19 protein-coding genes are annotated in these 23,551 nt (G+C 64.8%); 10 read left to right on the top strand and 9 right to left on the bottom strand.

Annotated features, from left to right (window positions below):
- Window positions 1-66 precede the first annotated feature (66 nt).
- The 5 genes from gabT to NK214_RS17305 all read right to left on the bottom strand — a co-directional run bounded on the left by gabT (window position 67) and on the right by NK214_RS17305 (window position 7,918).
- Window positions 67-1,332, bottom strand: a complete 1,266-nt coding sequence (gene gabT, locus NK214_RS17325; RefSeq protein ID WP_107798045.1) for a 4-aminobutyrate--2-oxoglutarate transaminase — start codon at window positions 1,330-1,332, stop codon at window positions 67-69.
- Window positions 1,333-1,768: 436 nt separating this feature from the next.
- Window positions 1,769-3,079 carry a TolC family outer membrane protein gene (locus NK214_RS17320; protein ID WP_107798046.1) on the bottom strand — a complete coding sequence of 437 codons (1,311 nt, stop codon included), beginning with the start codon at window positions 3,077-3,079 and terminating at the stop codon, window positions 1,769-1,771.
- A gap of 55 nt (window positions 3,080-3,134) precedes the next feature.
- Entirely contained in the window at window positions 3,135-6,188 is a 3,054-nt protein-coding gene (locus NK214_RS17315) for an efflux RND transporter permease subunit (protein WP_253315083.1), read from the bottom strand.
- Between the two features lie 7 nt (window positions 6,189-6,195).
- On the bottom strand, window positions 6,196-7,260 hold the full coding sequence (locus NK214_RS17310) for an efflux RND transporter periplasmic adaptor subunit (RefSeq protein WP_253315082.1): 1,065 nt from the start codon (window positions 7,258-7,260) through the stop codon (window positions 6,196-6,198).
- A 1-nt stretch (window position 7,261) separates the two neighbouring features.
- On the bottom strand, window positions 7,262-7,918 hold the full coding sequence (locus NK214_RS17305) for a TetR/AcrR family transcriptional regulator (protein ID WP_107798049.1): 657 nt from the start codon (window positions 7,916-7,918) through the stop codon (window positions 7,262-7,264).
- 181 nt (window positions 7,919-8,099) lie between these two features.
- On the opposite strand from NK214_RS17305, the gene argB reads away from it, so the two are divergent.
- Together argB and NK214_RS17295 are read left to right on the top strand one after the other, a co-directional pair.
- Window positions 8,100-8,969, top strand: coding sequence for an acetylglutamate kinase (argB, locus tag NK214_RS17300; protein ID WP_370646552.1), 870 nt, complete (start codon window positions 8,100-8,102; stop codon window positions 8,967-8,969).
- 147 nt (window positions 8,970-9,116) lie between these two features.
- Window positions 9,117-9,551 carry a CBS domain-containing protein gene (locus tag NK214_RS17295; protein WP_048414414.1) on the top strand — a complete coding sequence of 145 codons (435 nt, stop codon included), beginning with the start codon at window positions 9,117-9,119 and terminating at the stop codon, window positions 9,549-9,551.
- A gap of 23 nt (window positions 9,552-9,574) precedes the next feature.
- Here NK214_RS17295 and NK214_RS17290 read toward each other — a convergent pair whose 3' ends face one another.
- Entirely contained in the window at window positions 9,575-10,342 is a 768-nt protein-coding gene (locus NK214_RS17290; protein ID WP_253315081.1) for an IclR family transcriptional regulator, read from the bottom strand.
- Window positions 10,343-10,503: 161 nt separating this feature from the next.
- Between NK214_RS17290 and NK214_RS17285 the strand changes: the two genes are divergently transcribed.
- The 8 genes from NK214_RS17285 to ylqF all read left to right on the top strand — a co-directional run bounded on the left by NK214_RS17285 (window position 10,504) and on the right by ylqF (window position 19,802).
- Window positions 10,504-11,691 carry an acyl-CoA dehydrogenase gene (locus NK214_RS17285; RefSeq protein WP_227106762.1) on the top strand — a complete coding sequence of 396 codons (1,188 nt, stop codon included), beginning with the start codon at window positions 10,504-10,506 and terminating at the stop codon, window positions 11,689-11,691.
- 111 nt (window positions 11,692-11,802) lie between these two features.
- Window positions 11,803-12,996, top strand: a complete 1,194-nt coding sequence (locus tag NK214_RS17280; RefSeq protein WP_253315080.1) for a CaiB/BaiF CoA-transferase family protein — start codon at window positions 11,803-11,805, stop codon at window positions 12,994-12,996.
- A 60-nt stretch (window positions 12,997-13,056) separates the two neighbouring features.
- Window positions 13,057-15,441 (top strand): mechanosensitive ion channel domain-containing protein, encoded by a 2,385-nt coding sequence (locus NK214_RS17275; protein WP_253315079.1) that lies wholly within the window; start codon window positions 13,057-13,059, stop codon window positions 15,439-15,441.
- A 101-nt stretch (window positions 15,442-15,542) separates the two neighbouring features.
- Window positions 15,543-17,162 carry an electron transfer flavoprotein-ubiquinone oxidoreductase gene (locus NK214_RS17270; RefSeq protein ID WP_253315089.1) on the top strand — a complete coding sequence of 540 codons (1,620 nt, stop codon included), beginning with the start codon at window positions 15,543-15,545 and terminating at the stop codon, window positions 17,160-17,162.
- 287 nt (window positions 17,163-17,449) lie between these two features.
- Complete coding sequence (locus tag NK214_RS17265; RefSeq protein WP_253315078.1) at window positions 17,450-18,016, top strand: hypothetical protein; 567 nt, start codon at window positions 17,450-17,452, stop codon at window positions 18,014-18,016.
- 43 nt (window positions 18,017-18,059) lie between these two features.
- Window positions 18,060-18,398, top strand: a complete 339-nt coding sequence (locus NK214_RS17260; protein WP_107801617.1) for a DUF4870 domain-containing protein — start codon at window positions 18,060-18,062, stop codon at window positions 18,396-18,398.
- A gap of 251 nt (window positions 18,399-18,649) precedes the next feature.
- On the top strand, window positions 18,650-18,862 hold the full coding sequence (locus tag NK214_RS17255) for a DUF3820 family protein (protein WP_019100859.1): 213 nt from the start codon (window positions 18,650-18,652) through the stop codon (window positions 18,860-18,862).
- Window positions 18,863-18,866: 4 nt separating this feature from the next.
- Entirely contained in the window at window positions 18,867-19,802 is a 936-nt protein-coding gene (gene ylqF, locus NK214_RS17250; protein ID WP_107798056.1) for a ribosome biogenesis GTPase YlqF, read from the top strand.
- A 63-nt stretch (window positions 19,803-19,865) separates the two neighbouring features.
- Here ylqF and NK214_RS17245 read toward each other — a convergent pair whose 3' ends face one another.
- From NK214_RS17245 to NK214_RS17235, 3 genes are all read right to left on the bottom strand, one after another.
- Window positions 19,866-20,552, bottom strand: coding sequence for a response regulator transcription factor (locus NK214_RS17245; RefSeq protein WP_253315077.1), 687 nt, complete (start codon window positions 20,550-20,552; stop codon window positions 19,866-19,868).
- Window positions 20,530-22,446, bottom strand: a complete 1,917-nt coding sequence (locus NK214_RS17240) for a sensor histidine kinase (protein WP_253315076.1) — start codon at window positions 22,444-22,446, stop codon at window positions 20,530-20,532. Before NK214_RS17240 ends, NK214_RS17245 begins: the two co-directional genes overlap by 23 nt.
- 133 nt (window positions 22,447-22,579) lie before the next feature.
- Window positions 22,580-23,521 carry a LysR family transcriptional regulator gene (locus NK214_RS17235; protein ID WP_253315075.1) on the bottom strand — a complete coding sequence of 314 codons (942 nt, stop codon included), beginning with the start codon at window positions 23,519-23,521 and terminating at the stop codon, window positions 22,580-22,582.
- Window positions 23,522-23,551: the final 30 nt, after the last annotated feature.

Genomic DNA, 23,551 nt, shown 5'->3' with positions numbered 1-23,551 from the left:
CCAACGCGGAAGATGTCGGATAAGGCCCACGCCGGGCGGCGCGGGCCTTGGACTTTGAACAGGCGCTTAAGCTTTGAGCGCGGCTTCCAGCTTGGCCAGGGCTTCTTCGAACACCGCGTCTTCTATGGTCAGCGGGAACAGGAAACGGACCACGTTGGCGTAGACGCCGCAGGTCAGCAGGATCAGGCCGGATTCCAGCGCCTTGGTCTGCACTTTCTTGGCGAAGTCCGGATCAGGCTGCGGGCTGCCGGGCTGATTGAACTCCACCGCCAGCATCGCGCCCAGTCCGCGGACTTCGGCGATCTGCGGCACCGCGCTTTTCAGGCCGTGCAGTTTTTCCTTCAGCAGCTCGCCCAGACGGTTGGCGCGCTCCAGCAGCTTTTCTTCCGCGATGACGTCGATCACCGCCAGCGCCGCGGCCACCGCCAGCGGGTTGCCGGCATAGGTGCCGCCCAGGCCGCCGGGCGCCGGAGCGTCCATCAGTTCGGCGCGGCCGGTCAGCGCGGACAGCGGGAAGCCGCCGGCCAGCGATTTGGCCATGGTGATCAGGTCGGCCTGCACCGGGTAGTGTTCCATCGCGAACAGCTTGCCGGTGCGGGCGAAGCCGGACTGCACCTCGTCGGCGATCAGCAGGATGCCGTGCTCGTCGCAGATCTTGCGCAGCTGCACCACCCATTCGCTGGGCGCGGCGTAGAAACCGCCTTCGCCCTGAACCGGTTCGAAGATGATGGCGGCGACGCGCTTGGGATCGACATCGTATTTGAACAGTTTTTCCAGACCGTGCAGGGAGTCTTCCACGGATACGCCGTGCAGCGCGTTGGGATAGGGAGCGTGATAGACGTCGCTGGGGAAGGGGCCGAAGCCCACTTTGTACGGCGCCACCTTGCCGGTCAGCGCCATGCCCAGCAGGGTGCGGCCGTGGAAGGCGCCGCCGAAGGCGATGACGCCGGCGCGGCCGGTGGCGGCGCGCGCCACTTTCACCGCGTTTTCCACTGCTTCGGCGCCGGTGGTGAACAGCGCGGTTTTCTTGGCGTGCTGGCCCGGGGTCAGCTGGTTCAGCCGTTCGGTCAGGCGGATATAGGATTCGTAGGGGACGACTTGATAGCAGGTGTGGCTGAAGCGGGACAGTTGTTCCGCCACCGCGGCCTGCACCTTGTCGTGCAGATGGCCGGTGTTCAAGACGCCGATGCCGCCGGCGAAGTCGATGTAGCGTTTGCCGTCGGTATCCCAGACTTCGGCATTCTTGGCGCGCTCGGCAAAGAAGCCGCACATGACGCCCACGCCGCGCGGGGTGGCGTCGGCCTTGCGTTGCATCAAATCCTTATTGCTCATCTGCTCTCTCCTCGACGTTGTGCGGTCGGCGCCGCATCGGACGGGCCGCCGCGAATCGGTGTCGGAACGGGGCCGGTCTGTCATGGCGCCGGTTGCCGCTCCGTGGTTTTTTGCTTTCATTATTGCTGTCTGACCATCTCAGGCATTCTATGTTCGTGTTTAGCAAAAAGCTACACATGCCCTAAAAAATTAAACACCTGTTGCGTGGACGTCAGCGGGGGAGGGAGAGGGACGGAAAGCAGCGGAAGAAGGCGGCGGCCATGCCGGTTGGCATGGCCGCGGAGAAGGGGTCTTAGAACGTGTTTACGATCTCGCGAGCTAAGGCGAGACAAGGCGAAAACGGCTGAGAAAGCGGAATGTACACGTGGTACATGAGCATTTCGAATGCTGTTTTCAACGCCGTATCGCCGACGCGCAGCAGATCGTAAACAGGTTCTTAACGGCGGATGACGGCGTTGACCTTGCTCAGCACCTCGCTATCCAGCTGGCCGGCGGCCTGGGATAAGGACAGCCGCGCGATCAGATACTCGTACTTGGCGGTGGCCAAGCTGGTCAGCGTCGAGTAGTAAGCCTGCTCGGCCTGCAGCAGATCGATATTGGTGCGGATGCCGACCTCCTTGCCCAGGCGGGTGGATTCCACCTTGCTCTTGGCCGAGATCAGCAGCTGTTCCTGGGCCCGCACCAGCGCCGCGCCGTTGGTGACGCCGAGGAAGGTGCGGCGCACGTCTTCGCGCACCTGGCGGCGGGTGGCTTCCAGCTTGTCCTTGGCGGACTCCTGCTGCGCCGCCGCCTCGCGCACTTGCGAATTGATGCCGCCGCCGGCGAACAGGGGCAGGGTGACGCCGACGCCTATGCTGCTGCCGCGGGTGTGCGGCTGCTGCATCGGGGCGCGGGTCTGGGTGTCGCTGTAGCCGGCGGTCAGGCTGATCACCGGCAGGTGGCCGCCCTTTTTCTCGGTGACGTTCTTGTCGGCGATCTCCAGCGCCTGCTCGGCGGTCTTGATGCTCAGGCTGTTGCGCAGGGCCAGCCCGATCCAGGCTTCCAGCGTGGCCGGGGTCGGCAGTTCCAGCGGCAGTTTGTCCAGCACCGGCTGGATGGTCTTGGGGTCCAGCCCGGTGACGCGGCGCAGATTGTTTTCCGCCAGCTCCAGGCTGTTGATCGCCTTGATTTCCTGGGCCACCGCGCCGTCGTAGCCGGCCTGAGCCTCGTGCGTGTCGGTGATGGTGGCGGTGCCCACTTCGAAGGCGGTCTTGGCCTGCTCCAGTTGTTGCTGGAAGGTTTTCTTGCTGGCGCTGGTGGCGGAGAGGGTGTCCTTGGCCAGCAGCACGTTGAAATAGGCCTGCGAGGTGTCCAGGATCAACTGCTGTTCGGCGGCGCTGAAGCTGGTTTCCGCCTGCTGCGTCGCCAGTTTGCCTTTTTGATAGCCGGTGTATTTGCCCACGTCGAACAGCGGCTGCTGCAGATTGACGCCGTAGGTGGTGGAGTCGTAACGGCCCTGGCCGGCCGGCGCGATCGGATTGGTGTAATTGTAATTGGCGGTGGCGCCGACCTGGGGCATCAGCAGCGCGCGGCCCTGCGGCGCTTTTTCGCGGCCGGCGTCCAGGTCGGAGCGCGCGGCGGCGAAGTCGGCGTTGTAGTCGCGGGCGGCGCGCCAGGCTTCCACCAGGTCGAAAGCGTGGACCGGCAGGGCGAAGCCCAGCAGCAACAGGCTGCCCAGCAGGGGCGAGCGGAATCGGGTCTTGTTCATTGGTGTTTATTTGCTCGGTTTGTTTTGTGTGCTTGTGTGTGGCGGCAAGGCGCCGTCAGGCCGGAGGCCGCCGTATCTTGAACCATTGCGCGTACAGCGCCGGCAGGAACAGCAGGGTCAGCACCGTGGCCACCAGCAGCCCGCCCATGATGGCCACGGCCATCGGTCCCCAGAACGTGCTGCGGCTCAGCGGGATCATCGCCAGGATCGCCGCCAATGCCGTCAGCATGATAGGCCTAAAACGTCTAATTGTGGAGCCGACAATCGCATGCCAGGGATCGATGCCGTCGCGAATATCGTGCTCGATCTGATCGACTAGGATAACCGAGTTGCGCATGATCATGCCGGACAGCGCGATCACCCCCAGCATGGCGACAAAGCCGAAGGGCGCGCTGAAGGCGATCAGGGTCAGCGTCACGCCTATCATGCCCAGCGGCGCGGTCAGCAGCACCATGATGGTGCGCTGCACGCTGTGCAACTGCAACATCAGCAGGGTCACCACCACCACCAGCATCAGCGGCGCCACCGCGGCGATGGCTTTTTGCGATTTGGCGCTGGATTCCATGCTGCCGCCGGTTTCGATGTGATAACCCAGCGGCAGCGTCCGCTCCAATTCTTGCATCTTGGGCTGCAACTGCCGGGAGATGTCCGCGCCCTGGGCGCCTTCCGCCGGGTCCGCGCTCACGGTGATGGCGGGCAGGCGGTTGCGCCGCCAGATGATGCTTTCCTCAGGCTGGTATTCGATGTGTCCGATTTGCGACACCGGCACGAAGCGGCCGCTGCCGGTTTGTATCATCAAATTGCCGAGGCCGGCGACGTTCTTGCGCTCGTCCGGATTGAGCCGGGCGACGATGGCGATGGCCTGGTCGCCTTCGCGGAAGCTGGTGACGGCGGCGCCGGAAATCAGCATCTGCAATTGTTGGGACAATTGCTGCGAGGACAGGCCGAGCGCGCGCGCCTTGTCCTGATCGATGCGGATGCGCAGCGCCTTCACCTGCTCGCCCCAATTGATGTTGACCTGGCGGGTGGACGGATGCGCGCGCATCAGCGCCTCCACCTGGGCTGCGATGGCGCGCACCTTGGCGTGGTCCTCGCCCATTACCCGGAATTGCACCGCGTAGCCCACCGGCGGGCCGTTTTCCAGCCGGGTCACCCGGCCGCGGACATTGGGGAAGTCGTTGTCGAACAGCTTTTCCAGCCGTTTCTTCACGTCTTCGCGCACATGTTCGTCGCGGGTCATCAACATCAGCTGCGCGTAGTTCAGATGCTGCAGCTGCTGATCCAGCGGCAGATAGAAGCGCGGACTGCCGCTGCCCACGTAGCTGGTGACGCTGACGATGTCCGGGTCGCGCTTGAGCAGCGCTTCCAGTTTTTCCACCTCGCGCTCTGTGGCCTGATGGCTGGCGCCGCGCGGCAGCCACATGTCCACCATCAGCTCGGGCCGGTTGGAGGAGGGGAAGAATTGCTGGGCCACCAGCAATTTGAAGGCGAGCAAGGACAGCACGAAGGCGGCCAGCGTCAGCGCGATCACGGTCTTGCGCCGCTCCAGGCACCACTCCACCACCCGGCGGAAGCGCCGGTAGAACGGCTTGTCGTAGACATCGTGCGCCTCGTGGTGTTGCAGGTTTTCCGGCAGCAGCTTGTAGCCCAGATAGGGGGTGAACACCACCGCGACGATCCAGGACAGCACCAGCGCGATGCCCACCACGGCGAACAGGCTGAATACGTATTCGCCGGCGTTGGACTTGGCGATGCCCACCGGCAGGAAGGTGGCGGCGGTGATCAGGGTGCCGGTCAGCATTGGGAAGGCGGTGCTGGTGTAGGCGAAGGTGGCGGCCTGGAATTTGCTCCAGCCCTGCTCCAGTTTCAGCGCCATCATTTCCACCGCGATGATGGCGTCGTCCACCAGCAGGCCCAGCGCGATGATCAGCGATCCCAGCGAGATGCGTTGCAGGTCGATGTTGAAGAAATACATCGCCAGAAAGGTCATCGCCAGCACCAGCGGGATGGACAGCGCCACCACGATGCCGGTGCGCAGGCCCAGGCTGAAGAAGCTGACCGCCAGCACGATGACCACCGCCTCCACCAGAGAACGCATGAATTCGCTCACCGCGTTCTTGACCACCTTGGGTTGGTCCGATACCGAGTGGATCTCCAGACCCACCGGCATCTTGGACTGGATCTGCCGCATGGCCTCGTCCAGGTTTTTGCCCAGGCGCAGCACGTCGCCGCCGGCCTTCATGGTGATGGCCATGCCCAGCACCGGCTTGCCGTTGAAGCGCATGGTATTTTGCGGCGGGTCGATGTAGCCGCGTTTGACCGTGGCGATGTCGCCGAGGCGGAAGGTTTTGCCGTTGACGGTGACCGGGGTGGCGGCGATGGCCTCCACGCTGGCGTAGTTGCCGGTGGGACGGACCCAAATGCGGTCGCTGGCGGTTTCGAACACGCCGGACGGCGTCATCGCGTTTTGCTGTTGCAAGGCTTTCCAGATCGCGCCGGTGTCCAGGCCCAGCGAAGCCAGCTTGGCGGTGGACAGGTCCACGTAGACGCGCTGCTCCTGCACGCCCAGCAGGCTGACCTTGGCCACGTCCGGCACGCGCAGGATCTCGCGCTTGGCGTCCTCCAGGTATTGGCGCACTTCCTCGTAGCTGAAGCCGTCGCCGGCGAAGGCGTAGATATTGCCGAAGGTGTCGCCGAACTCGTCGTTGAAGAAGGGCCCCTGGATGTCGGCCGGCAGGGTGGCGCGGATATCGCCTATCTTCTTGCGCACCTGATACCAGAGCTGCTGCACGTTCTTGGGCGGCACGTCCTCGCGCACCGAAATCAGCAACAGGCTCTCGCCGGGCTTGGTATAGCTTTGGACGAAGTCGATTTCGCCCATTTCCTGCAGCTTCTCCTCCAGCTTGTTGGTGACCTGCTGTTCCATTTCCAGCGTGCCGGCGCCGGGCCAGTAGGCTTGCACCAGCATGGCCTTGAAGGTGAATTCCGGGTCTTCCTTCTGGCCCAGCTGGGTGTAAGCCCAGACGCCGGCCAACATCAGCATCACCATCAAATAGCGCACCAGCGACTGGTGGCGCAGCGCCCATTCCGACAGGTTCAGTTTTTTCATGGCCGTCTCAGTGCTCCAACAGTTTCACTGCCTGGCCGTCGCGCAGCAGGTGGATGCCGGCGGTGACGATCTTGTCGCCCGCTTGCACGCCCTGGGACAAGGTGGCGGAGTCGGCGTCGACGCGGCTGACCGTCACCGCGCGGCGGGCGACCTTGCCGTTGGCGGCGATCAGCCAGACATAGTGCTTGCCCTGCTCGTCCAGCAGCGCGGTCAGCGGCAGCCGCATCTGCGCGTCGGCGGCGTCCGGCAGCGCGACGCTGGCGGTCATCCCCAGTTGCAGGCGGCTGGAATCGCCGCCGATGGCGACGCGCGCCGGATAGGTGCGGGTGGCCGGGTCGGCGTCGGCCGCCAGTTCGCGCAGCGTGCCCGTCATCGGCGCGCCGCCGTTCCACAAGAGCACCTGGAACCGCCCGGCGCGGCGCACCTTGTCCAGCGCGTTTTCCGGCACCTGGATCGCGGCCTCGCGCGGGCCGTCCTGGGACAGACGCGCCATCGGCTGGCCGGCGGCCACCACCAGGCCGGGTTCGGCGGCCATCTGGCTCAGCACGCCGTCGGCGTCTGCCACCAGGCTGGTGTAGCCGGTCTGATTGCGGCTGGCCGCCAGCTGGGCCCTGGCCTGGTCCACCTTGGCGCGGGCGGCGTTGACCGCGTTTTGCTGGCCGTCCACCTGGGACTGGCTGACGAACTGCTTGGCCAGCAGCTCGCGGTAGCGTTTCAGATTCAGTTCCTGCTGGCCGAGATCGGACTGCGCGGCGGCCAGTTGAGCTTGTTTGGCCGACAGGTCCAGCGCGTAGTCGCTGGGGTCCAGCCGCGCCAGCGTCTGGCCTTTCTTCACCCGGTCGCCGCTATTGGCCAGCTTGGCCACCACCTTGCCGGCCACGCGGAAGGCCAGATTGGTCTCGTGGCGGGCGCGGATTTCGCCGGCGTAGCTGTCGCCCTGCTGTTGGGCGGCGGCGCCGGCCACCACGTAGCGGACCGGGCGCGGCGCTTCCGGCGGCGCCTCCGGCTTGCTGCAGGCGGCGAGGGTCAGGCTGGCGATGCCCAGCCAGAGGCAATGAGCGGCAGTTTTCATGTCAATTCTCGTAGGTGGGATTCTTCAGGCCCTGCAGCACCAACTGCAGGGCTTCGCTCAGGTGCGCGCGGGAGTATTGATGCGAGTAGCCGCAGACATCGGGCACCACCTTGGCGAAGGAGTGGGCCCAGGTCATCGCCATCACCAGCGGCGCCAGCAGGGCGTCGCTGCTGCTGGCGATGGGCAGGACGCGGAATTCCCCGCTGTCCATGCCGCGGCGCAGAATGTGCTCGACCATGCGCAGACAGGGCGAGATCACTTCCGTGGTGTAGAAACGCGCCAGCTCCGGAAAATTGGTGGCTTCGGCGATGGCCAGCTTGCACAGGCCGGCGGCCGGCGTGGCGCCCACTTCGTCCCACCATTTGAGCAGCAGAATCTGCAGCAGCTCGCCCACCGGGCCGGTGTGTTGCTGCTCCAGTTCGACAAAGGCGCCGAGACGGCTGGACAGATGGTGGCGGACCATGGCCTTGAAGATTTCTTCCTTGTTCTGGAAGTACAGATAGGGCGTGCCCTTGGTCACGCCGGCGGCGCGGGCGATGTCTTCCATCTTGGTGGCGCTGAAGCCTTTCTCTACGAACAGGGCCAGCGCGGCGTCCAGGATTTCGCTGGGGCGGGCGTCTTTTTTGCGCTGCCAGCGCGAGGCGGGGGCTTGGGCCATGGCGATATAGCTGAATTCTGGTTCATTAATGATGTGGACTGTATTGCATAATGCCGTTGTTCTGCAATTAATAAATCACAGTTCATTAACAAGCTTGATTAAAATGCAACAGATCAGACCATTGGGTCAGAACCGTCATCTCGCCGGCCGGCAACGGCCCGGCGCAACCATGGAGAACGCCGTGCCGACCGACGCAGCAGAAAAAGCCCTGATTCTTGCCGAAGCCCTGCCCTATATCCGCCGTTTCGCCGGCAAGACCCTGGTCATCAAGTACGGCGGCAACGCGATGACCGACGCGGCTTTGAAAGAGGGCTTCGCCAAGGACGTGGTGTTGCTCAAGCTGGTGGGCATCAACCCGGTGGTGGTGCACGGCGGCGGACCGCAGATCAACGAGCTGCTGAACCGCGTTGGCAAGCAGGGCGAGTTCATCCAGGGCATGCGCGTGACCGACTCGGACACCATGGACCTGGTGGAAATGGTGCTGGGCGGCCTGGTGAACAAGGAAATCGTGTCGCTGATCAACAAGCACGGGGGCAAGGCCGTGGGCCTGACCGGCAAGGACGGACATTTCATTCGCGCCAGCAAGATGTATTTGAAGTCCGAGACCGACGATGAGATCGACATCGGCCAGGTGGGCGAAATCTCCAGCATCGATCCGGCGCTGGTGTCCTTGCTGGACAGTCAGGACTTCATCCCGGTGGTGGCGCCGATAGGCGTTGGCGAAGACGGCGAGGCCTACAACATCAACGCGGATCTGGTGGCCGGCAAGCTGGCGGAGACCCTGGGCGCGGAAAAACTGGTGCTGATGACCAATACTCCGGGCGTGCTCGACAAGAACGGCAAGCTGCTGACCGGGCTGTCGGCGCAGCAGGTGGACGGCTTGTTCGCCGACGGCACCATACACGGCGGCATGCTGCCCAAGATTAGCTCGGCCTTGGACGCGGCGCGCAACGGCGTCAACGCGGTGCACATCATCGATGGCCGCGTGCCGCACGCGCTATTGCTGGAGATCCTGACCGACGCCGGCGTCGGCACCATGATCCGGGCTTGAGGCGAGGCTCCGCCCCGGCAGGGCGCCGCGCGCTTACCGAGGCGCCGCAGCCTGCGCTATAGTGGATTGGTAGGCGCTCGTCCGCGTCGCCAAGCGGCGGGCGGGGCCACGGGAACGGCCGGATTGCCGGTTTGAAAGGGGACATGCATGCAAACGGTAAGACAGTTGTTGGACAGCAAGCCAAACCGAGCCTTGGTCTACGTGAACCCGGACAGCACGGTGTTCCAGGCCTTGCAGGTGATGGCGGAAAACGACATCGGCGCGGTGCTGGTGATGGAGGAGGGCGGCATCGTCGGCATCTTCTCCGAGCGAGACTACGCGCGGCGCATCGTATTGCAGGGCCGCACCTCGGCCGGCACCAAGGTGCGCGACATCATGACCAGCCGCGTGGTCTACGTGACGCCCAGCCAGACGCTGGACGACTGCATGGGCCTGATGACGGAAAAGCGCATTCGCCACCTGCCGGTGTTGGAAGGCAGCGACGTGATGGGCATGTTGTCGATCGGCGATCTGGTGCGTGCCACCATCGAAGAGCAGGAGCAGGTGATCAACCACCTGGTCCATTACATCCAGTCCGCCTGAGCCCGGCGAACGGAGCCGCGCGCTCAGCCCAGCGGCGCCAGCCGCTGACGCAAGGCCTTCAAGGCCGGCGCGATGCGTTCGCGCATCGCGCCTTCGCTCAAGGCGAAGGCCGGGCCGCTGGCGTTCAAGGCCATCGGCGCCTGGCCGGGCACGGCCAAGTGCACGCCCACGGCCATCACATCCGGTTCGTATTCTCCGAAAGACGCTGAATAACCCTGGCGCAGATAGGCCTGGCGGGCCTCCTCCAGGCGCGCGCCTATTTCCGGCCACTCCGCGCCGTAGCGCGCGGCCAGCAGCGTTTGCAGCTTGGGCTGCTCCGCCGCCGGCAAGCCGGCGTAATAAGCGCGGCCGATGGCGGTGGTGGCCAAGGGCACCCGCGAGCCCACGGTCAATTGCACCGAGATGCGGGCCGGGCTGCGGCAGGTTTCCAGATACACCATATCGCTGCCGTCGCGCAGCGCCAGGCTGATGGACAGGCCTTGCTCCAGCGCGAACTCGCGCATCAGCGGCCCGGCGATCTGGCGGATGTCGTAGCTGGCGAGCACCGTGGAGCCCAAGGCCAGCACCGCCAGTCCCAGCCGGTAGTGGCCGCTGGCTTCGTCCTGCGCCAGATAGCCCAGGCGGGTCAGAGTGTAGCTCAAACGCGACACTGTTGATTTGGGCAGGCCGGTGCGTTTGGCCAGCTCCTGATTGGACAGCGCCAGTTCGCCGGGGCGAAACGCCGCCAGTACTTCCAGTCCGCGCGCCAGCGCGGTGACGAACAGCCTGTCCTTGTCCGTTTCCAAATCCATTGAATCCATCTTGTCTCGTGAGCCTCCGCTTGGGTTGCGCGCCGGGGGCGGGCGTCGAGTTTCGCAAAAACGCTTTACATCCGTCCAGGCGACGATTAGCCTATTCTGCAATGTGAAACCAAGTTCCGCAATGCGGAACAAGTAACGCGGAGACAGAACCTATGGCAGCCCCCTCCAGTCGCGCGCCGTTCAGCTGGGACGATCCTTTGCTTTTGGCCGAATGCCTGAGCGAAGAAGAACGCATGGTGCAGCAGAGCGCCCATGACTACTGTCAGGACAAGTTGTTTCCGCGGGTGTTGAGCGCCAACCGCGAAGAACGCTTCGACCGCGAAATCATCAACGAGATGGGCGAGCTCGGCCTGCTCGGCTGCACCATAGAAGGCTATGGCTGCGCCGGCCTCAACCACGTGGCCTATGGCCTGGTGGCGCGCGAAGTGGAGCGGGTGGATTCCGGCTACCGCTCGGCGATGAGCGTGCAGTCCAGCCTGGTGATGCATCCGATCTGGGCTTACGGCTCGGACGCGCAGAAGGATAAATACCTGCCGCGGCTGGCCAGCGGCGAATGGCTGGGCTGTTTCGGTCTGACCGAACCGGATTCCGGCTCGGACCCGGCCAGCATGAAGACGCGGGCGCGCAAAGTGGACGGCGGCTATCTGCTCAACGGCAGCAAGATGTGGATCACCAACAGCCCGCAGGCCGATGTGTTCGTGGTCTGGGCCAAGGACGACGAAGACGAAATCCGCGGCTTTGTGCTGGAGAAGGGCATGGCTGGGCTGTCCGCGCCCAAGATCCACGGCAAGTTCTCGCTGCGCGCCTCCATCACCGGCGAGATCGTGATGGACGACGTGCTGGTGCCGGAAGACGCCATCCTGCCGGGCGTCAAGGGTTTGAAGGGGCCGTTCGGCTGCCTGAACAAGGCGCGCTACGGCATCGCCTGGGGCGCGCTGGGCGCCGCCGAATTCTGCTGGCACGCGGCGCGCCAGTACACGCTGGACCGCAAGCAGTTCGGCCGTCCGCTGGCCGCCAATCAATTGATCCAGCTGAAACTGGCCAATATGCAGACCGAGATCGCCCTAGGCCTGCACGCGGCGCTGCGCGTGGGACGCCTGATGGACGAAGGCAAGGCCGCGCCGGAAATGATCTCGCTGATCAAGCGCAACAACTGCGGCAAGGCGCTGGACATCGCCCGGCTGTCGCGCGATATGCACGGCGGCAACGGCATCGCCGACGAATTCCACGTGATCCGCCATGTGATGAACCTGGAGGCGGTCAACACTTACGAAGGCACGCACGATGTGCATGCCTTGATTCTGGGCCGAGCCCAGACCGGTATTCAGGCGTTTGCCTGATAAGCCGGCGCGGCCGGGAGGCCGGCCGCGCCGTTATTCCTGTCTGTCCTTGGAGGCCCGGCTTGCCGGGCCGCTTTTTTTTCGATGGGCTGCATGTATCGGGAGACGCAGATGAGGGGCGCGCTGGAAGGCATCAAGGTATTGGATTTGTCCAGGGTATTGGCCGGGCCGTGGACCGGCCAGTTGCTGGCCGACCTGGGCGCGGAAGTGATCAAGGTGGAGCGCCCGGGCTGCGGCGACGATACCCGGCAATGGGCGCCGCCCAGCCTGCCGGACGGCACCGCCGCTTATTTTCTGTGCGCCAACCGCGGCAAGAAATCGCTGACCGTGGACATCGCCAAGCCGGAGGGGCAGGAGATCGTCCGCCGGCTGGCCGCCGACGCCGACGTGCTGATTGAAAACTACAAGGTGGGCGGGCTGGCCAAGTACGGGCTGGACTACGCCAGCCTGGCCGAGCTCAACCCGCGGCTGGTGTATTGCTCGGTCACCGGCTTCGGCCAGGACGGGCCGTACGCGCAGATGGCCGGCTACGACTACATCGTGCAGGGTATGTCCGGCCTGATGAGCATCACCGGCCCGGCCGACGGAGAGCCGCACAAGGTGGGCGTGGCGGTCACAGATCTGTTCACCGGACTCTACGCCGCCAACGCGATCCAGGCCGCGCTGTGGGCGCGGCAAGGCAGCGGGCGCGGCCAGCATATCGATATGGCCTTGTTCGACTGCGCGCTGGCGATGCTGGCCAACGTCAATATGAACTGGCTGGTGGGCGGCGCGGTGCCGCCGCGCCTGGGCAACGCCCATCCCAATATCGTGCCCTACCAAGTATTCAAATGCGCCGGCGACGGCCACTTCATCCTGGCCTGCGGCAACGACCGCCAGTTCCGCTCGGTGTGCGAGCTGATAGGCCGGCCGGAACTGGCCGACGACGCCCGTTTCGCCAGCAATCCGCAGCGCGTCGCGCACCGGGACGAGCTGGTGCCCTTGCTGGCCGCCGGCTTCCTGGCTCAGCCGCGCGACGCCTGGCTGGCGCGGCTGGATCAGGCCGGCGTGCCCTGCGGACCGATCAATACCGTGGACGAGGCCTTCGCCGATCCGCAAATCCGGCATCGTCAGATGCAGATCGAACTGCCGGGTCTGGACGGCCAGGCCGTGCCCCTGGTGGCCTGCCCGATCAAACTGTCGGACACGCCGCCGCAATATCGCGAGGCGCCGCCCCGGCTGGGCCAGCACACCGACGCCTTGCTGGAGAAGGCCGGCTACGGTGCCGAGGACATTGCCCGCCTGCGCGGGGCGGGCGTGATCTGAGGCGAGGCAATGCCTTTGGCATGGTTTGGGCCTGGGTGCCGCGCGCGGATTCGTGCGAAAATGCGCCGTCGAGTTGCCGCCGGCGGTCTGCGCCGGGGCAAGGTCCACCGCTTGTTCAATGAAATGCCTAGCGTGAAGAGCCGCTTCTTTGCTGTCTGTTGCCTGTTTGCCGGGCTCTTGTCCTGCGCCGGGGCTTACGCCGCCTTGCCGGCCGCGTCCAAACCCGCGGCCAAGCCGGCGGCTTCGGCGCCCGCGGTCAGCGTGGCGGACAAGCTGTCCGAGGCGCAGCAGGCGCTGGATCAATTGGAAACCATCAAGCTGGACAAGTTGCCGGCCGGCGTCACCCCGGGCGAGCTGTTGTTTCGCCGCGCCTTGCTGGAACGCTTGGTGGCGTCTTACGCCTGGCAGCTGGATCTTGCGGGGGAACGCGATCAGAGGCTGAGGCAGCAAGCCGAGGCCGAAGAGGCCTTGCGGAGCTGGAGCGGCTTTGCGCAAGCCGGCCCCTATCCGGTGTCCTTGGTGGAGGGCTTGCGCAGCCGCCTGCAGACCGGCGGCTGGGAAAAGGATACCCAGCAGGCGCAGCAACTGATGTTGTCGCAGATGCAGGAGGCGATGCGCAACAGCCTCAAGCTCAACGAGGTGAGTCTGCGCCAGGCGCGGGAGCAGTTGGAAGGGGCCGCGGCCGGCGAGGCCGAGGCGCTGCGCTGGCGGATGGACGGCGCGCGCTGGCGCCGCGACATCAGCGCGTCGGAATTGCTGCAGTTCGACGCCTTGGGGCAGGTGCTGCGCATCCGTCAGCAGACCTTGCAGGCGCAGTTGGACTTGTGGCGGAAACAACTGGACGGCGTCGGCAAACAGGTCCGTTTCCAGCCGGCGGAGCTGGACGGGGTGCAACGGCGCTTGGGAGAGGAACGCCTGCGCCTGGAGCGGGAGATGAGCGCGCACGAGCAGCGCCGCCGCCGGGTCAAGGCCGAGCTGGAGGAACTGGAGCGGCAGTTGGCGGCCTTGAAGCAGAAAAAGGACGCGCCGGCGCAGGCCGCGCTGTTACAGGATTTGACCCAGCGCACAGTCGAGCAGCGCCAGGCTCTGGACAATAGCGACCTCGCGGTGCAGCTGATGCGCATCCGTCAGGAGGCGAACTCGCAGGAGGGCGGCATCTGGGAGTACCGCTACCAGTTGTACGCCGGCAAGGCGGCCAATCTGGCCGAGGTGGCCAGCGCCAGCCGTCAGGCCGGCGAGGAATTGGGCGCGGTGCGCGATTACCTGCAAAAAGAGGCGGAGCTGACCATGGCCAAGATGGCGGACGTGCAGCATGAAGTCGGCCTGGACCGCGGCGGCGGCCACGCGCTGGCGATGCTGCAACTGCTGCGCCAACGGCTGGACATCGTCAACGCCGCCCAACAGCCGGTGCAGGCGGCCTTGACCGGCATTCTGCTGTTGCAGCAGGAGTTCGACGTCGGCGCGCCGGCGGAGGGCACGCCGCAGGAGGTGTCCCGCCGGCTGAGCGAGCGCGTGTTGCAGGCGGCGCGGGCGCTGTGGAATTATGAACTGTTCAGCGCCGACGACAGCGTGGAGATCAACGGCCAGAAAGTGCAGGCCACCCGCAGCGTGACCATAGGCAAGAGTCTGGGCGCCATCCTGGTGCTGCTGATAGGCTACGCCGCCAGCACCGCGCTGCTGCGCGCTTTGCGGCGCTTGGCCACGCATAGGCTGGGCTTCAGCGAGGCCGCCGCCAATATCTGGTGGCGCTGGAGTTATGTCTGCGTGATCGCCCTGCTGGTGGTGTTCGCGCTCAATCTGGTCAAGATTCCGCTGACGGTGTTCGCCTTCCTGGGCGGCGCGCTGGCGATCGGCATCGGCTTCGGCACCCAGAACCTGCTGAAGAACCTGATCAGCGGCGTGATGCTCTTGGTGGAGCGGCCGCTGAAAGTGGGCGACTTCGTCCAGGTCGGCGGCATCAGCGGCACCGTCAGCAGCATAGGGCTGCGTTCTTCGGTGGTGCGCGCAGGCGACGGCATCGAGACGCTGATCCCCAACTCCACCTTTGTGGAGAGCGCGGTGACCAACTGGACTTACAGCAACCGGCGGATTCGCCGGAAAATCGCCATCGGCGTGGCTTACGGCAGCCCGCCGCGCGAGGTGTGCAATCTATTGCTGGCGGAGGCGGAGCGTCACGGCCTGGTGCTCAAGGAGCCGCCGCCGCGGGTGTTGTTCAGCAACTTCGGCGCCGACGCGCTGGAGTTCGAGCTGGAGTACTGGCTGGACATCGGCGACGCCGATTCCGTGCTGGTGGCCAGCGATCTGCGTCACATGATAGACGGCGCGCTGGCCAAGGCCGGCATCGAGCTGCCCTTCCCGCAGCGCGATGTGCATTTGCAACAGGGTGAGCCTTTACAGATTGAAGTCAGACGGGCGGCCGGCGGTCGGGCGTCTGACAGTTTTTAAACGGTTGTTTGATTTTTGATCGCGCGCCATGCAACATGCATGCGGTAGCGGGGCTTTTGAACCCGGCGCGCGATTAAGGAGATGCAGTGGAACGCGATTACATGGAATACGATGTGGTGATCGTCGGCGGCGGCCCCTCCGGGCTGACCGCGGCGATTCGCCTGAAGCAGCTGGCGGCGGAGCAGGGCCGGGAGATCAGCGTCTGTCTATTGGAGAAGGGCTCGGAAATCGGCGCCCACATCCTGTCCGGCGCGGTGATCGAACCGCGGGTACTCAATGAGCTGATCCCGGACTGGAAGGAAAAAAGCGCGCCGCTGAACACCGAGGCCAAGTCCGACCGTTTCCTGTTGTTGACCGAAACCGAATCCATTCAGCTGCCGACGCCGCCGCAGATGCACAATCACGGCAACTACATCGTCAGCCTCGGCAATTTCTGTCGCTGGCTCGGCCAGCAGGCCGAGGAACTGGGCGTGGAAATCTACCCCGGCTTTGCCGCGGCCGAAGTGCTCTATCACGAGGACGGCTCGGTCAAGGGCGTGGCCACTGGCGATATGGGCATCGGCAAGGACGGCGAGAAAACCGACGCCTGGCAACCTGGCATGGAGCTGTGGGCCAAGCAGACCATCTTCGCCGAAGGCTGTAGGGGCTCCTTGACCAAGACGCTGTTCGAGCGCTTCCGCCTGCACGACGGCGCCGATCCGCAAACCTACGGCATCGGCATCAAGGAATTGTGGGAGGTGCGGCCGGAACTGCATCAGCCGGGCAGCATCACCCATACCGTGGGCTGGCCGGTGGACACCGCCACCTACGGCGGCTCCTTCATGTACCACTTGGAGAACAATCAGGTGGTGGTGGGCTTCGTCATCGGCCTGGATTACCAGAATCCCTACCTGTCGCCGTTCGAGGAGTTCCAGCGCTTCAAGACCCATCCGGCGATCCGCAAGGTGTTCGAAGGCGGCCGCCGGCTGTCTTACGGCGCGCGCGCGCTGACCGAGGGCGGCCTGCAAAGCCTGCCGCGGCTTACCTTCCCCGGCGGCCTGCTGGTGGGCGACACCGCCGGCTTCCTCAACGTGCCCAAGATCAAGGGCACCCATACCGCGATGCAGTCGGCGATGCTGGCGGCGGAAGCGGTGTTCGAACTGCTGGGCCAGGAGCAGCCGGCGCGCGAAGCCACCGCCTACAGCCAGAAATTCAAGCAAAGCTGGCTGCACGAGGAACTGCACCGGGTGCGCAATATCCGGCCCTCGTTCCGCTGGGGTCTGTGGCCGGCGATGATTTATTCGGCGCTGGACACCTTTTTGTTCCGCGGCAAGGCGCCGTGGACGCTGCGCCACCACCAGGCCGACCATCAGAGCCTGAAGCCGGCCGACGAGTGCGCGCCCATCGCCTATCCCAAGCCGGACGGGGTGTTGACCTTCGACCGTCTGTCCTCGGTGTTCATTTCCAACACCAATCACGGCGAAGACCAGCCGCCGCACCTGAAGCTGAAGGACGCCAGCGTGCCGGTGCAGTTCAATCTGGCCAAGTACGACGCGCCGGAACAACGCTACTGCCCGGCCGGGGTGTATGAGATCGTCGGCCGCGAAGAGGGCGAGCCGCGCTTGCAGATCAACGCGCAGAACTGCGTGCACTGCAAGACCTGCGACATCAAGGACCCGACCCAGAACATCGTCTGGACCGTGCCTGAGGGCGGCGGCGGCCCCAACTATCCCAATATGTAAGCGGGATGGTCTGGCGAAACCCCGGAGCATGCTCCGGGGTTTTTCTTGACAAGCCGGGCCTATTGTTGGCAGCATGCACGACATGACCCAATCTTTCGCCTTCTTCAACAGCTATTTTTATTGGTACCGCACACCGGCGGCGCCAAGGGATGGCTGTGGACTGAAAGATTGACCCAGCACTAGTAAAGATTCCCGATAAATGCCGCCGCGCTACCGGCGGCATTTGTTTTTCCTCCCCGAAATACATGACCTCCGGAAGCCAGGCCAGACCCCAGGAGGTCCGTTCCATGAATGAAGTCAGCGATGCCGCGCAAATCGCGCGCCAGTCTTGGTCCCTGCTGTGTCCCAGCGACGCCGTTCCGGTGAAAGTGTTGACCGACGGCGAACGCTACGCCAACCGCCCGGCGCCGGATGCCGCGTGGATGGCCGCCGCGCGGCGCGACGGCGGCGTGCTGGAAAGCCGGCTGCCGCAGCTGCGCGCGATGGCCATGCTGCTGGCCGCGCAACGTTGGCGCGAACGGAGCGGGGAGACGCCGGCGCGGCTGGCCGACGCGGCGGATTGGCTGGCCGCGCGCATTCTGCTGCTGGGCCTCAGCCACGTGCTGGTGACGGCGGAGAGCTTTGCCCGGCTGGATCTGGCGAACCGCCGCTGCCGCGCCTGGTCGGAACAGATCGGCCTGCCGTTCGCGCCGGCCTTGCCCATTCTGGTGGCGGACGCCGGCGGCGAATCGTGTTTGCAGGCCTGGAGCCGCAGCGCCGAGGTGGCGCTGGCCCTGGCCGGCGGCAGGGGGGAAGCGGCGTTGACGCGGCATTGCGAACAGCGCTTGCAAGCGCTGCTGGCTAGGGTATCTTGATAATTGTTTCGCATAAATTTTGAGCCGGGGAGGCATGATGTCCATGGACGTGATCACGCAAGAAGACGAACGCAAACTGAACAATCTGACCCTGGTGGTCTATATCCTGCAGGCAATCAGCCTGTTTGTCGGCCTGACCGGCTTGGTGGCGGTGATCATCAACTACGTCAAGCGCGACGATGTGCGCGGCACGCGCTATGAAAGCCATTTCAGTTGGCAGATCCGCACCTTCTGGTGGGCCTTGCTCGGCACCGTGTTGGGCGTGGCGCTGGCCTGGATCCTGGTGGGTTTCGTGATTTTGGGCGTTACCTGGGTGTGGTACGTGTACCGCATCGTGCGCGGTTTCCTGAATTTCAACGACGGCAAACCGATGCCGGAGTGAGCGGTTTCCGGACAAAAAGAGCGGGCGCGGGCATATGCAATGCCCGGCGCCCGGCAAGGTTCTGCGCGAACCGGAAAATGGGCGGCCGGCGAGCCGCTGGTTTTTGAAAGCCGCCTACATGCTAAACCGCGCGCCTGGCCGCCCCCAGCAAAACCCGGCCGGCGCTTGCGCCATGTCAAGCCAGGGGCGCGGGCATGGCCAGCGGGCCGCGGTTTTGGCACAATGCGCAGGCTGTTTGAACGAGAGGCGCAATGCAAGCCGATGATTTGCAAAGCCTGGTGACCCGGGCCATGCCGTTTGGCAAACACAAGGGCACGCTGATCTGCGATCTGCCCGGCAACTATCTGAACTGGTTCGCCCGCGAAGGCTTTCCTCCCGGCGAAATTGGCCGCCTGCTGCAATTGATGCAGGAGCTGGACCATAATGGCCTAACCTATCTACTTGATCCGATAAGAAAGCGCTAGAAGCATGGCAATCCAATGGTTCCCCGGCCATATGAACAAGGCCCGCAAGGATGTGGCCGAGCGATTGAAAGACATCGACGTGGTCATTGAAATGCTGGACGCGCGGCTGCCGGCTTCCAGCGCCAATCCCATGCTGGCGCGCATGGCCAAGGGCAAGCCGCGGCTGATGATCCTGAACAAACAGGACTTGGCCGACGCCGCCGCCACCCAGCAGTGGCTGGACTGGTATCGCGCCAAGAAAAACACCCAGGCGCTGGGCATGGACGCCGGTGAGCGCGCGCCGGCGCAAAAGCTGGTGGCCGCCTGCCGCGAGTTGGCGCCGACGCGCGGCGGCCTGGAAAAGCCGCTGCGGGTGTTGATCTGCGGCATTCCCAATGTGGGCAAGTCCACGCTGATCAACAGCATGAGCAGCCGCAAGGTGGCCAAGACCGGCAATATGCCCGGCGTCACCAAGAACGAGCAGCGCATCATCCTGGCCGACGACGTGGAGTTGTTCGACACCCCGGGCATGCTGTGGCCCAAGATCGAGGTGGAAGAGGGCGGCTACAATCTGGCGGCCAGCGGCGCGGTGGGCCGCAACGCGATGGATGAAGAGGAAGTGGCGTTGGAGCTGCTCAAGTATCTGATGCAGCACTACACGCCGGAGCTGAGCGCGCGCTACAAGCTGGACGACATCGCCGGTCAGCAGGATTGGCAGGTGCTGGAAATGATAGGCCGCAAGCGCGGCGCGGTGCAGTCCGGCGGCAAGATCAATGTGCAGAAGGCGGCCGAGATCGTGCTGACCGATTTCCGCGACGGCAATATCGGCCGCATCACGCTGGAACGGCCGGAAGAATGGCTGGCCTGGGAAAAGCGCGCCAAGGAATTGGCCGCCATCCGCGCCGCCGAACGCGAAGCCCGGCAACAGGAGCGGGACAGCAAGAAGTCCGGCCGCCGCTGAGCCTGCGTCCCTTCTTGCTCCGCCCAAGCGCGGCCCATTGCGGGCCGCGTTTTTTTTGCCGCCTCAAAGCGGCTGGCAGGGCTCGCTGAAACCATAGCCAACGCCCCTGGCCGCCAGGATGGGATTGTGTTGCGGCGCGATGGCGCTGAGCTTGCGCCGCAGGCGGCTGATCAGGGTTTCCAGTCTGCGTTCGTCGTAGTGTAGATAATTGGCGCCCAGCGCCTCCGCCAGTTCGCGACGGTGCGCCGGTTCCGGCGCGCGCCGCAGCATCGCGCTCATCACCTGGTGTTCCGCATGGGTCAGGTGCAGCTGCTGGCCGTTGGGCGCGGTCAGCGTTCGGTTGGCGGCGTGGTAACGCCAGCCGTCGGCGCGCTCCGCCGCGTCGCCGTCCAGCCGCCGCAGCACGCTGGCCAGCGTGGCCAGCAATTCCGCCAGCGGCGTCGGTTTGACCAGATAGGCGTCGGCGCCTTGCTGCAGGCCCTGCACCTTGTCGTCCAGCGCGCCGCGCGCGGTGAGCATGACTTGCCCCAGGCCGGGGTGGCTGGCGCGCAGCCGCCGGCTCAGCGCCATGCCGTCGATATCGGGCAAGCCCAGGTCCAGTATCAGCAGCCGGCAGGGATGTTCGGCCAGATGCCGTTCCAGCTCTTGGCCGCAGGCGAGGCCGGTGGCCTGGTAGCCGCAGCGCTTGAGCTGGAACAGCAGCTCTTCGCGCAGGTCCGGGTTGTCTTCAAGCAAGGCTATGTGCGTCATGAGCGGCTTTCGGTAGATGCAAGATGAAGCTGGCGCCGTGCGGCCAGTGAGGGTCCAGGCCCAGCTCGCCGCCGTGTTGGACGGCGATGCGCCGCGCCAGGTGCAGGCCCAGTCCCAGGCCGGGACGGTTGCTGGTTTCCGCCAAGCGGGTGAAGCGCTGGAAAATCGCTTCTTCCTGGCCCGGCGCGATGCCGGGGCCGTAGTCGCTGATTTGCCAGACGATGCGGTCGGCGAGGCGGTGGACGCCGATCTGGATGGGCGTGTCCGGGTGCGCGTATTTCAGGGCGTTTTCCATCAGGTTCTGCAGCAGCATCGTCAGCAATTGGTCGTCGCCGCACAGCGGCATGCGCGCGCCGCCGCTTTGCAGCCAGAAGCGCCGCTGCGCGTCCGCGTCCAGTTGTTCCAGGCTGCGCCGGGTCAGCTCCAGCAAATCCAGCGGGCGGCTGTGCAGGCCGGCGTCGCTCACATCGGCGCGGCCGTGTTGCTCGGCCAGCCGCATCAATTCCTGCATCCGCTGCAAGGCGCGCTGGATGCGTTCGTGGCGCGCCTGCCGCTGCGCCAGCACCGGCGGCGCCGGCGCGTCCTCTTCCAGCAGGCGCAGGCTGCTGCTGGCGGCGTCGATGATGGCCACAGGGGTGCGGATTTCATGGGTGATCATCGCCAGCAGATCGGCCTGCTCTTCGCGCGCCTCGCGCTGACGCAGGCTGTCGGCCTGGGCCTGGCTGGCCTGATGCAGCGCCTCGATGCGTTCGCGCTCCAGCGTGCGCATGCGCAGGAACAGGCCGATGTAGAGCAGGGTGATGGGCGGCAGATCGGCCAGGCGGCCGTATTCCTGGATCCAGGATTGATAGGGGATGTGTCCCAGATGCAATAGCAGCGCGGGGATGTTGAGCGCCAGATTGGTGGGCAGATGCAGCGCGATCAGGCGGTCGCCGCTGTCGTTGCGCCGCCACAGCCGCCAGCAGACCGGCAGGGTCAGCAGATTGATGACGATGATGGCGTAGAGGGTGACCGGAATGCTGTAAGCGAGGCCAAAGGGCCAGAACAAGGCGCACAGCACGGTGGCGGCGCCGGCGGCGGCCTGCAGCTGGTATAGCCGGTAGGTGCGGGGATAGTCGCGCTTCAGCTCCAGCAGATGGGCGAAATAGGCGCAGCCCAGCATGACGGCGGCGCCCAGGCCGACGTAATTGCACAGCAGCGCGATCTGGGGCTGCTCCGGAAACAGCAGCAGGCGGGCCATGCCGTCGGTGGCGAAGCGGTGGCAGGCCACCGCCAGGATGTAGCCGAACAGCTTGGCGTGCTGCGCCCGACGGGTGATCAGCCAGGCCGCCAGCGCGATCAGCACCATGGTCAGCATATAGCCGTATATCAGACCCAATTGCAGCAGGCGCTGATTGTTGTGGGCGGCCAGTTCCGCCTCGCTCCACAGGCGCGGCTGCGCGTTCAAGGCCAGCGACTGGACTTTGACGAAGACCGTTTGCTCATGCGGCAGCAGGGAAAAGCTGGCGGCGATCAGCGGCAGCTCCATCGCGGACACCGGACGCCAGGAACCGATGTCCCGCCGTTGCCAGCCGCCGTCCGGCAGCCGCTGATACAGGCTTAGCCGCGCCAAATAGCTGGGAATCAGCTCCAGCCAGGGCCGGGGCGGCACATCGCTCAGCTTGAGCCGCAGCCAGCAGGTGTCGTGGCCGTAGCCGCGCGCCAGTTTGCCGTCCGGCAGCGGCTGGAAACGCGTCTGCCAGCCGGCGCTGGCGACGCGGTCTATGTCCAGGCCGGCGTCGGCGCTGCAATAGACGGCGGCGTCCCGTTCGCTGAAGGTCCGGAAGCCGGCATGCGCGACGCCGCCGGCCAAGAGCAGGCACAGCAGCAGCAATGTCGACAGCGCGCGTGTCATCGGGTCAACGGCTCGAAGTTCGGGATTGGGGCGACATTGTGACGGCAATGTCATTTCTTGTCAGTGACTATTGGTGGTTATTTGGAAAATTTAATACCGTATAGTTATAGCAAAAATGACATTGGGTTGTTGCTTATACCCTAGTGTTCGAGTGTGAAATCTGTGGGGAATGATGGCGGCCATAGAGGCGGCATTCCGCCGCAAGCGCCAGCAAATTAGGGTCGCGTTCGCGTTTGCTGGCCATGAGCAAATGAATGCGCTGGGTTCGGCGATACTGAGCGGTCAGCGGAATCAACTGCAACTGCGGGCCGAACAAGGCCACGCGGCGTGGCAGCAAGGAATAGCCTATGCCGCCGCACACCAGATTGCTCAGCGAAAAAATGTCAGCTACGCGCATCACCACATTGGGCTGGATGCCTGCTATCGCAAAAGCCTGGGCAAAGTCCTGGCCGGTGGCAAAGGTGTCGTGCAAGGTGACGAAAGGCAGGTCGCGCAGCGTCGCCAAGTCAATGCTTTGGAATTGACTCCAAGGTGAGTTCAGCGGTGCGGCGAAGCAGATTTCGTCCTCAAACATGGGGATGCTTAAGCACGCCAATCCGGTGCTAGGCTCCCGCTCAACGATGACGATGGCGTCCAGCGCGCCATCAAGCAACTTCTGCCTCAGTTCTTGATTGGACGCAAGCGTCAGATCCACGGCCAGCTGCGGCCTGCGCGTCTTCAGACCGGCCAAAATATGCGGGAGTGCGCCGGCGGTCAGCGAGTACAGGGCGCCCACTCGCAGCCTGGCCGATCCGAAACCGGCCGCCTCCCGGGTTTGGCGCACGCCGTCCTCCAATTCCAGCAAGGCCCGCTCCGCGCTAAGCAGCAAAGCCTGAGCGGACTCCAGCGGAACGAGCCGACGGCCGCTGCGCTGGAACAGCGGGCAGGCCAAGGCTTGTTCCAGCGAGTGCAGGGCGCGGTGCACGCTGACCGGGCTTTGCCCCAAAGCCTCCGCCGTGCGGCTCATGTTTCCCAGGCGCATGAAGGTCAGGAACACGCTCAGTTTTTTCAGCGTGACTTCGTCATAAGTCCACATGCGACCTCCAGGCGGGTGATCTGAAGCCCA

It is taken from the genome of Chromobacterium sp. S0633 (assembly GCF_024158805.1).
Taxonomy (GTDB): domain Bacteria; phylum Pseudomonadota; class Gammaproteobacteria; order Burkholderiales; family Chromobacteriaceae; genus Chromobacterium.
This window is presented reverse-complemented; position numbering and strand designations above follow the sequence as displayed.

Bases quoted from the DNA above. Each gene is read 5' to 3' on its own strand.
- NK214_RS17255 (WP_019100859.1), top strand. From the start codon at position 18,650: ATGCAAGCCGATGATTTGCAAAGCCTGGTGACCCGGGCCATGCCGTTT.
- NK214_RS17275 (WP_253315079.1), top strand. From the start codon at position 13,057: ATGCGCCGTCGAGTTGCCGCCGGCGGTCTGCGCCGGGGCAAGGTCCAC.
- ylqF (WP_107798056.1), top strand. From the start codon at position 18,867: ATGGCAATCCAATGGTTCCCCGGCCATATGAACAAGGCCCGCAAGGAT.
- NK214_RS17260 (WP_107801617.1), top strand. From the start codon at position 18,060: ATGGACGTGATCACGCAAGAAGACGAACGCAAACTGAACAATCTGACC.
- NK214_RS17305 (WP_107798049.1), bottom strand. From the start codon at position 7,918: ATGGCCCAAGCCCCCGCCTCGCGCTGGCAGCGCAAAAAAGACGCCCGC.
- NK214_RS17235 (WP_253315075.1), bottom strand. From the start codon at position 23,521: ATGTGGACTTATGACGAAGTCACGCTGAAAAAACTGAGCGTGTTCCTG.
- NK214_RS17270 (WP_253315089.1), top strand. From the start codon at position 15,543: ATGGAATACGATGTGGTGATCGTCGGCGGCGGCCCCTCCGGGCTGACC.
- NK214_RS17265 (WP_253315078.1), top strand. From the start codon at position 17,450: ATGAATGAAGTCAGCGATGCCGCGCAAATCGCGCGCCAGTCTTGGTCC.
- NK214_RS17310 (WP_253315082.1), bottom strand. From the start codon at position 7,260: ATGAAAACTGCCGCTCATTGCCTCTGGCTGGGCATCGCCAGCCTGACC.
- NK214_RS17320 (WP_107798046.1), bottom strand. From the start codon at position 3,079: ATGAACAAGACCCGATTCCGCTCGCCCCTGCTGGGCAGCCTGTTGCTG.
- NK214_RS17290 (WP_253315081.1), bottom strand. From the start codon at position 10,342: ATGGATTTGGAAACGGACAAGGACAGGCTGTTCGTCACCGCGCTGGCG.
- NK214_RS17315 (WP_253315083.1), bottom strand. From the start codon at position 6,188: ATGAAAAAACTGAACCTGTCGGAATGGGCGCTGCGCCACCAGTCGCTG.
- gabT (WP_107798045.1), bottom strand. From the start codon at position 1,332: ATGAGCAATAAGGATTTGATGCAACGCAAGGCCGACGCCACCCCGCGC.
- NK214_RS17295 (WP_048414414.1), top strand. From the start codon at position 9,117: ATGCAAACGGTAAGACAGTTGTTGGACAGCAAGCCAAACCGAGCCTTG.
- NK214_RS17285 (WP_227106762.1), top strand. From the start codon at position 10,504: ATGGCAGCCCCCTCCAGTCGCGCGCCGTTCAGCTGGGACGATCCTTTG.
- NK214_RS17240 (WP_253315076.1), bottom strand. From the start codon at position 22,446: ATGACACGCGCGCTGTCGACATTGCTGCTGCTGTGCCTGCTCTTGGCC.
- NK214_RS17280 (WP_253315080.1), top strand. From the start codon at position 11,803: ATGAGGGGCGCGCTGGAAGGCATCAAGGTATTGGATTTGTCCAGGGTA.
- NK214_RS17245 (WP_253315077.1), bottom strand. From the start codon at position 20,552: ATGACGCACATAGCCTTGCTTGAAGACAACCCGGACCTGCGCGAAGAG.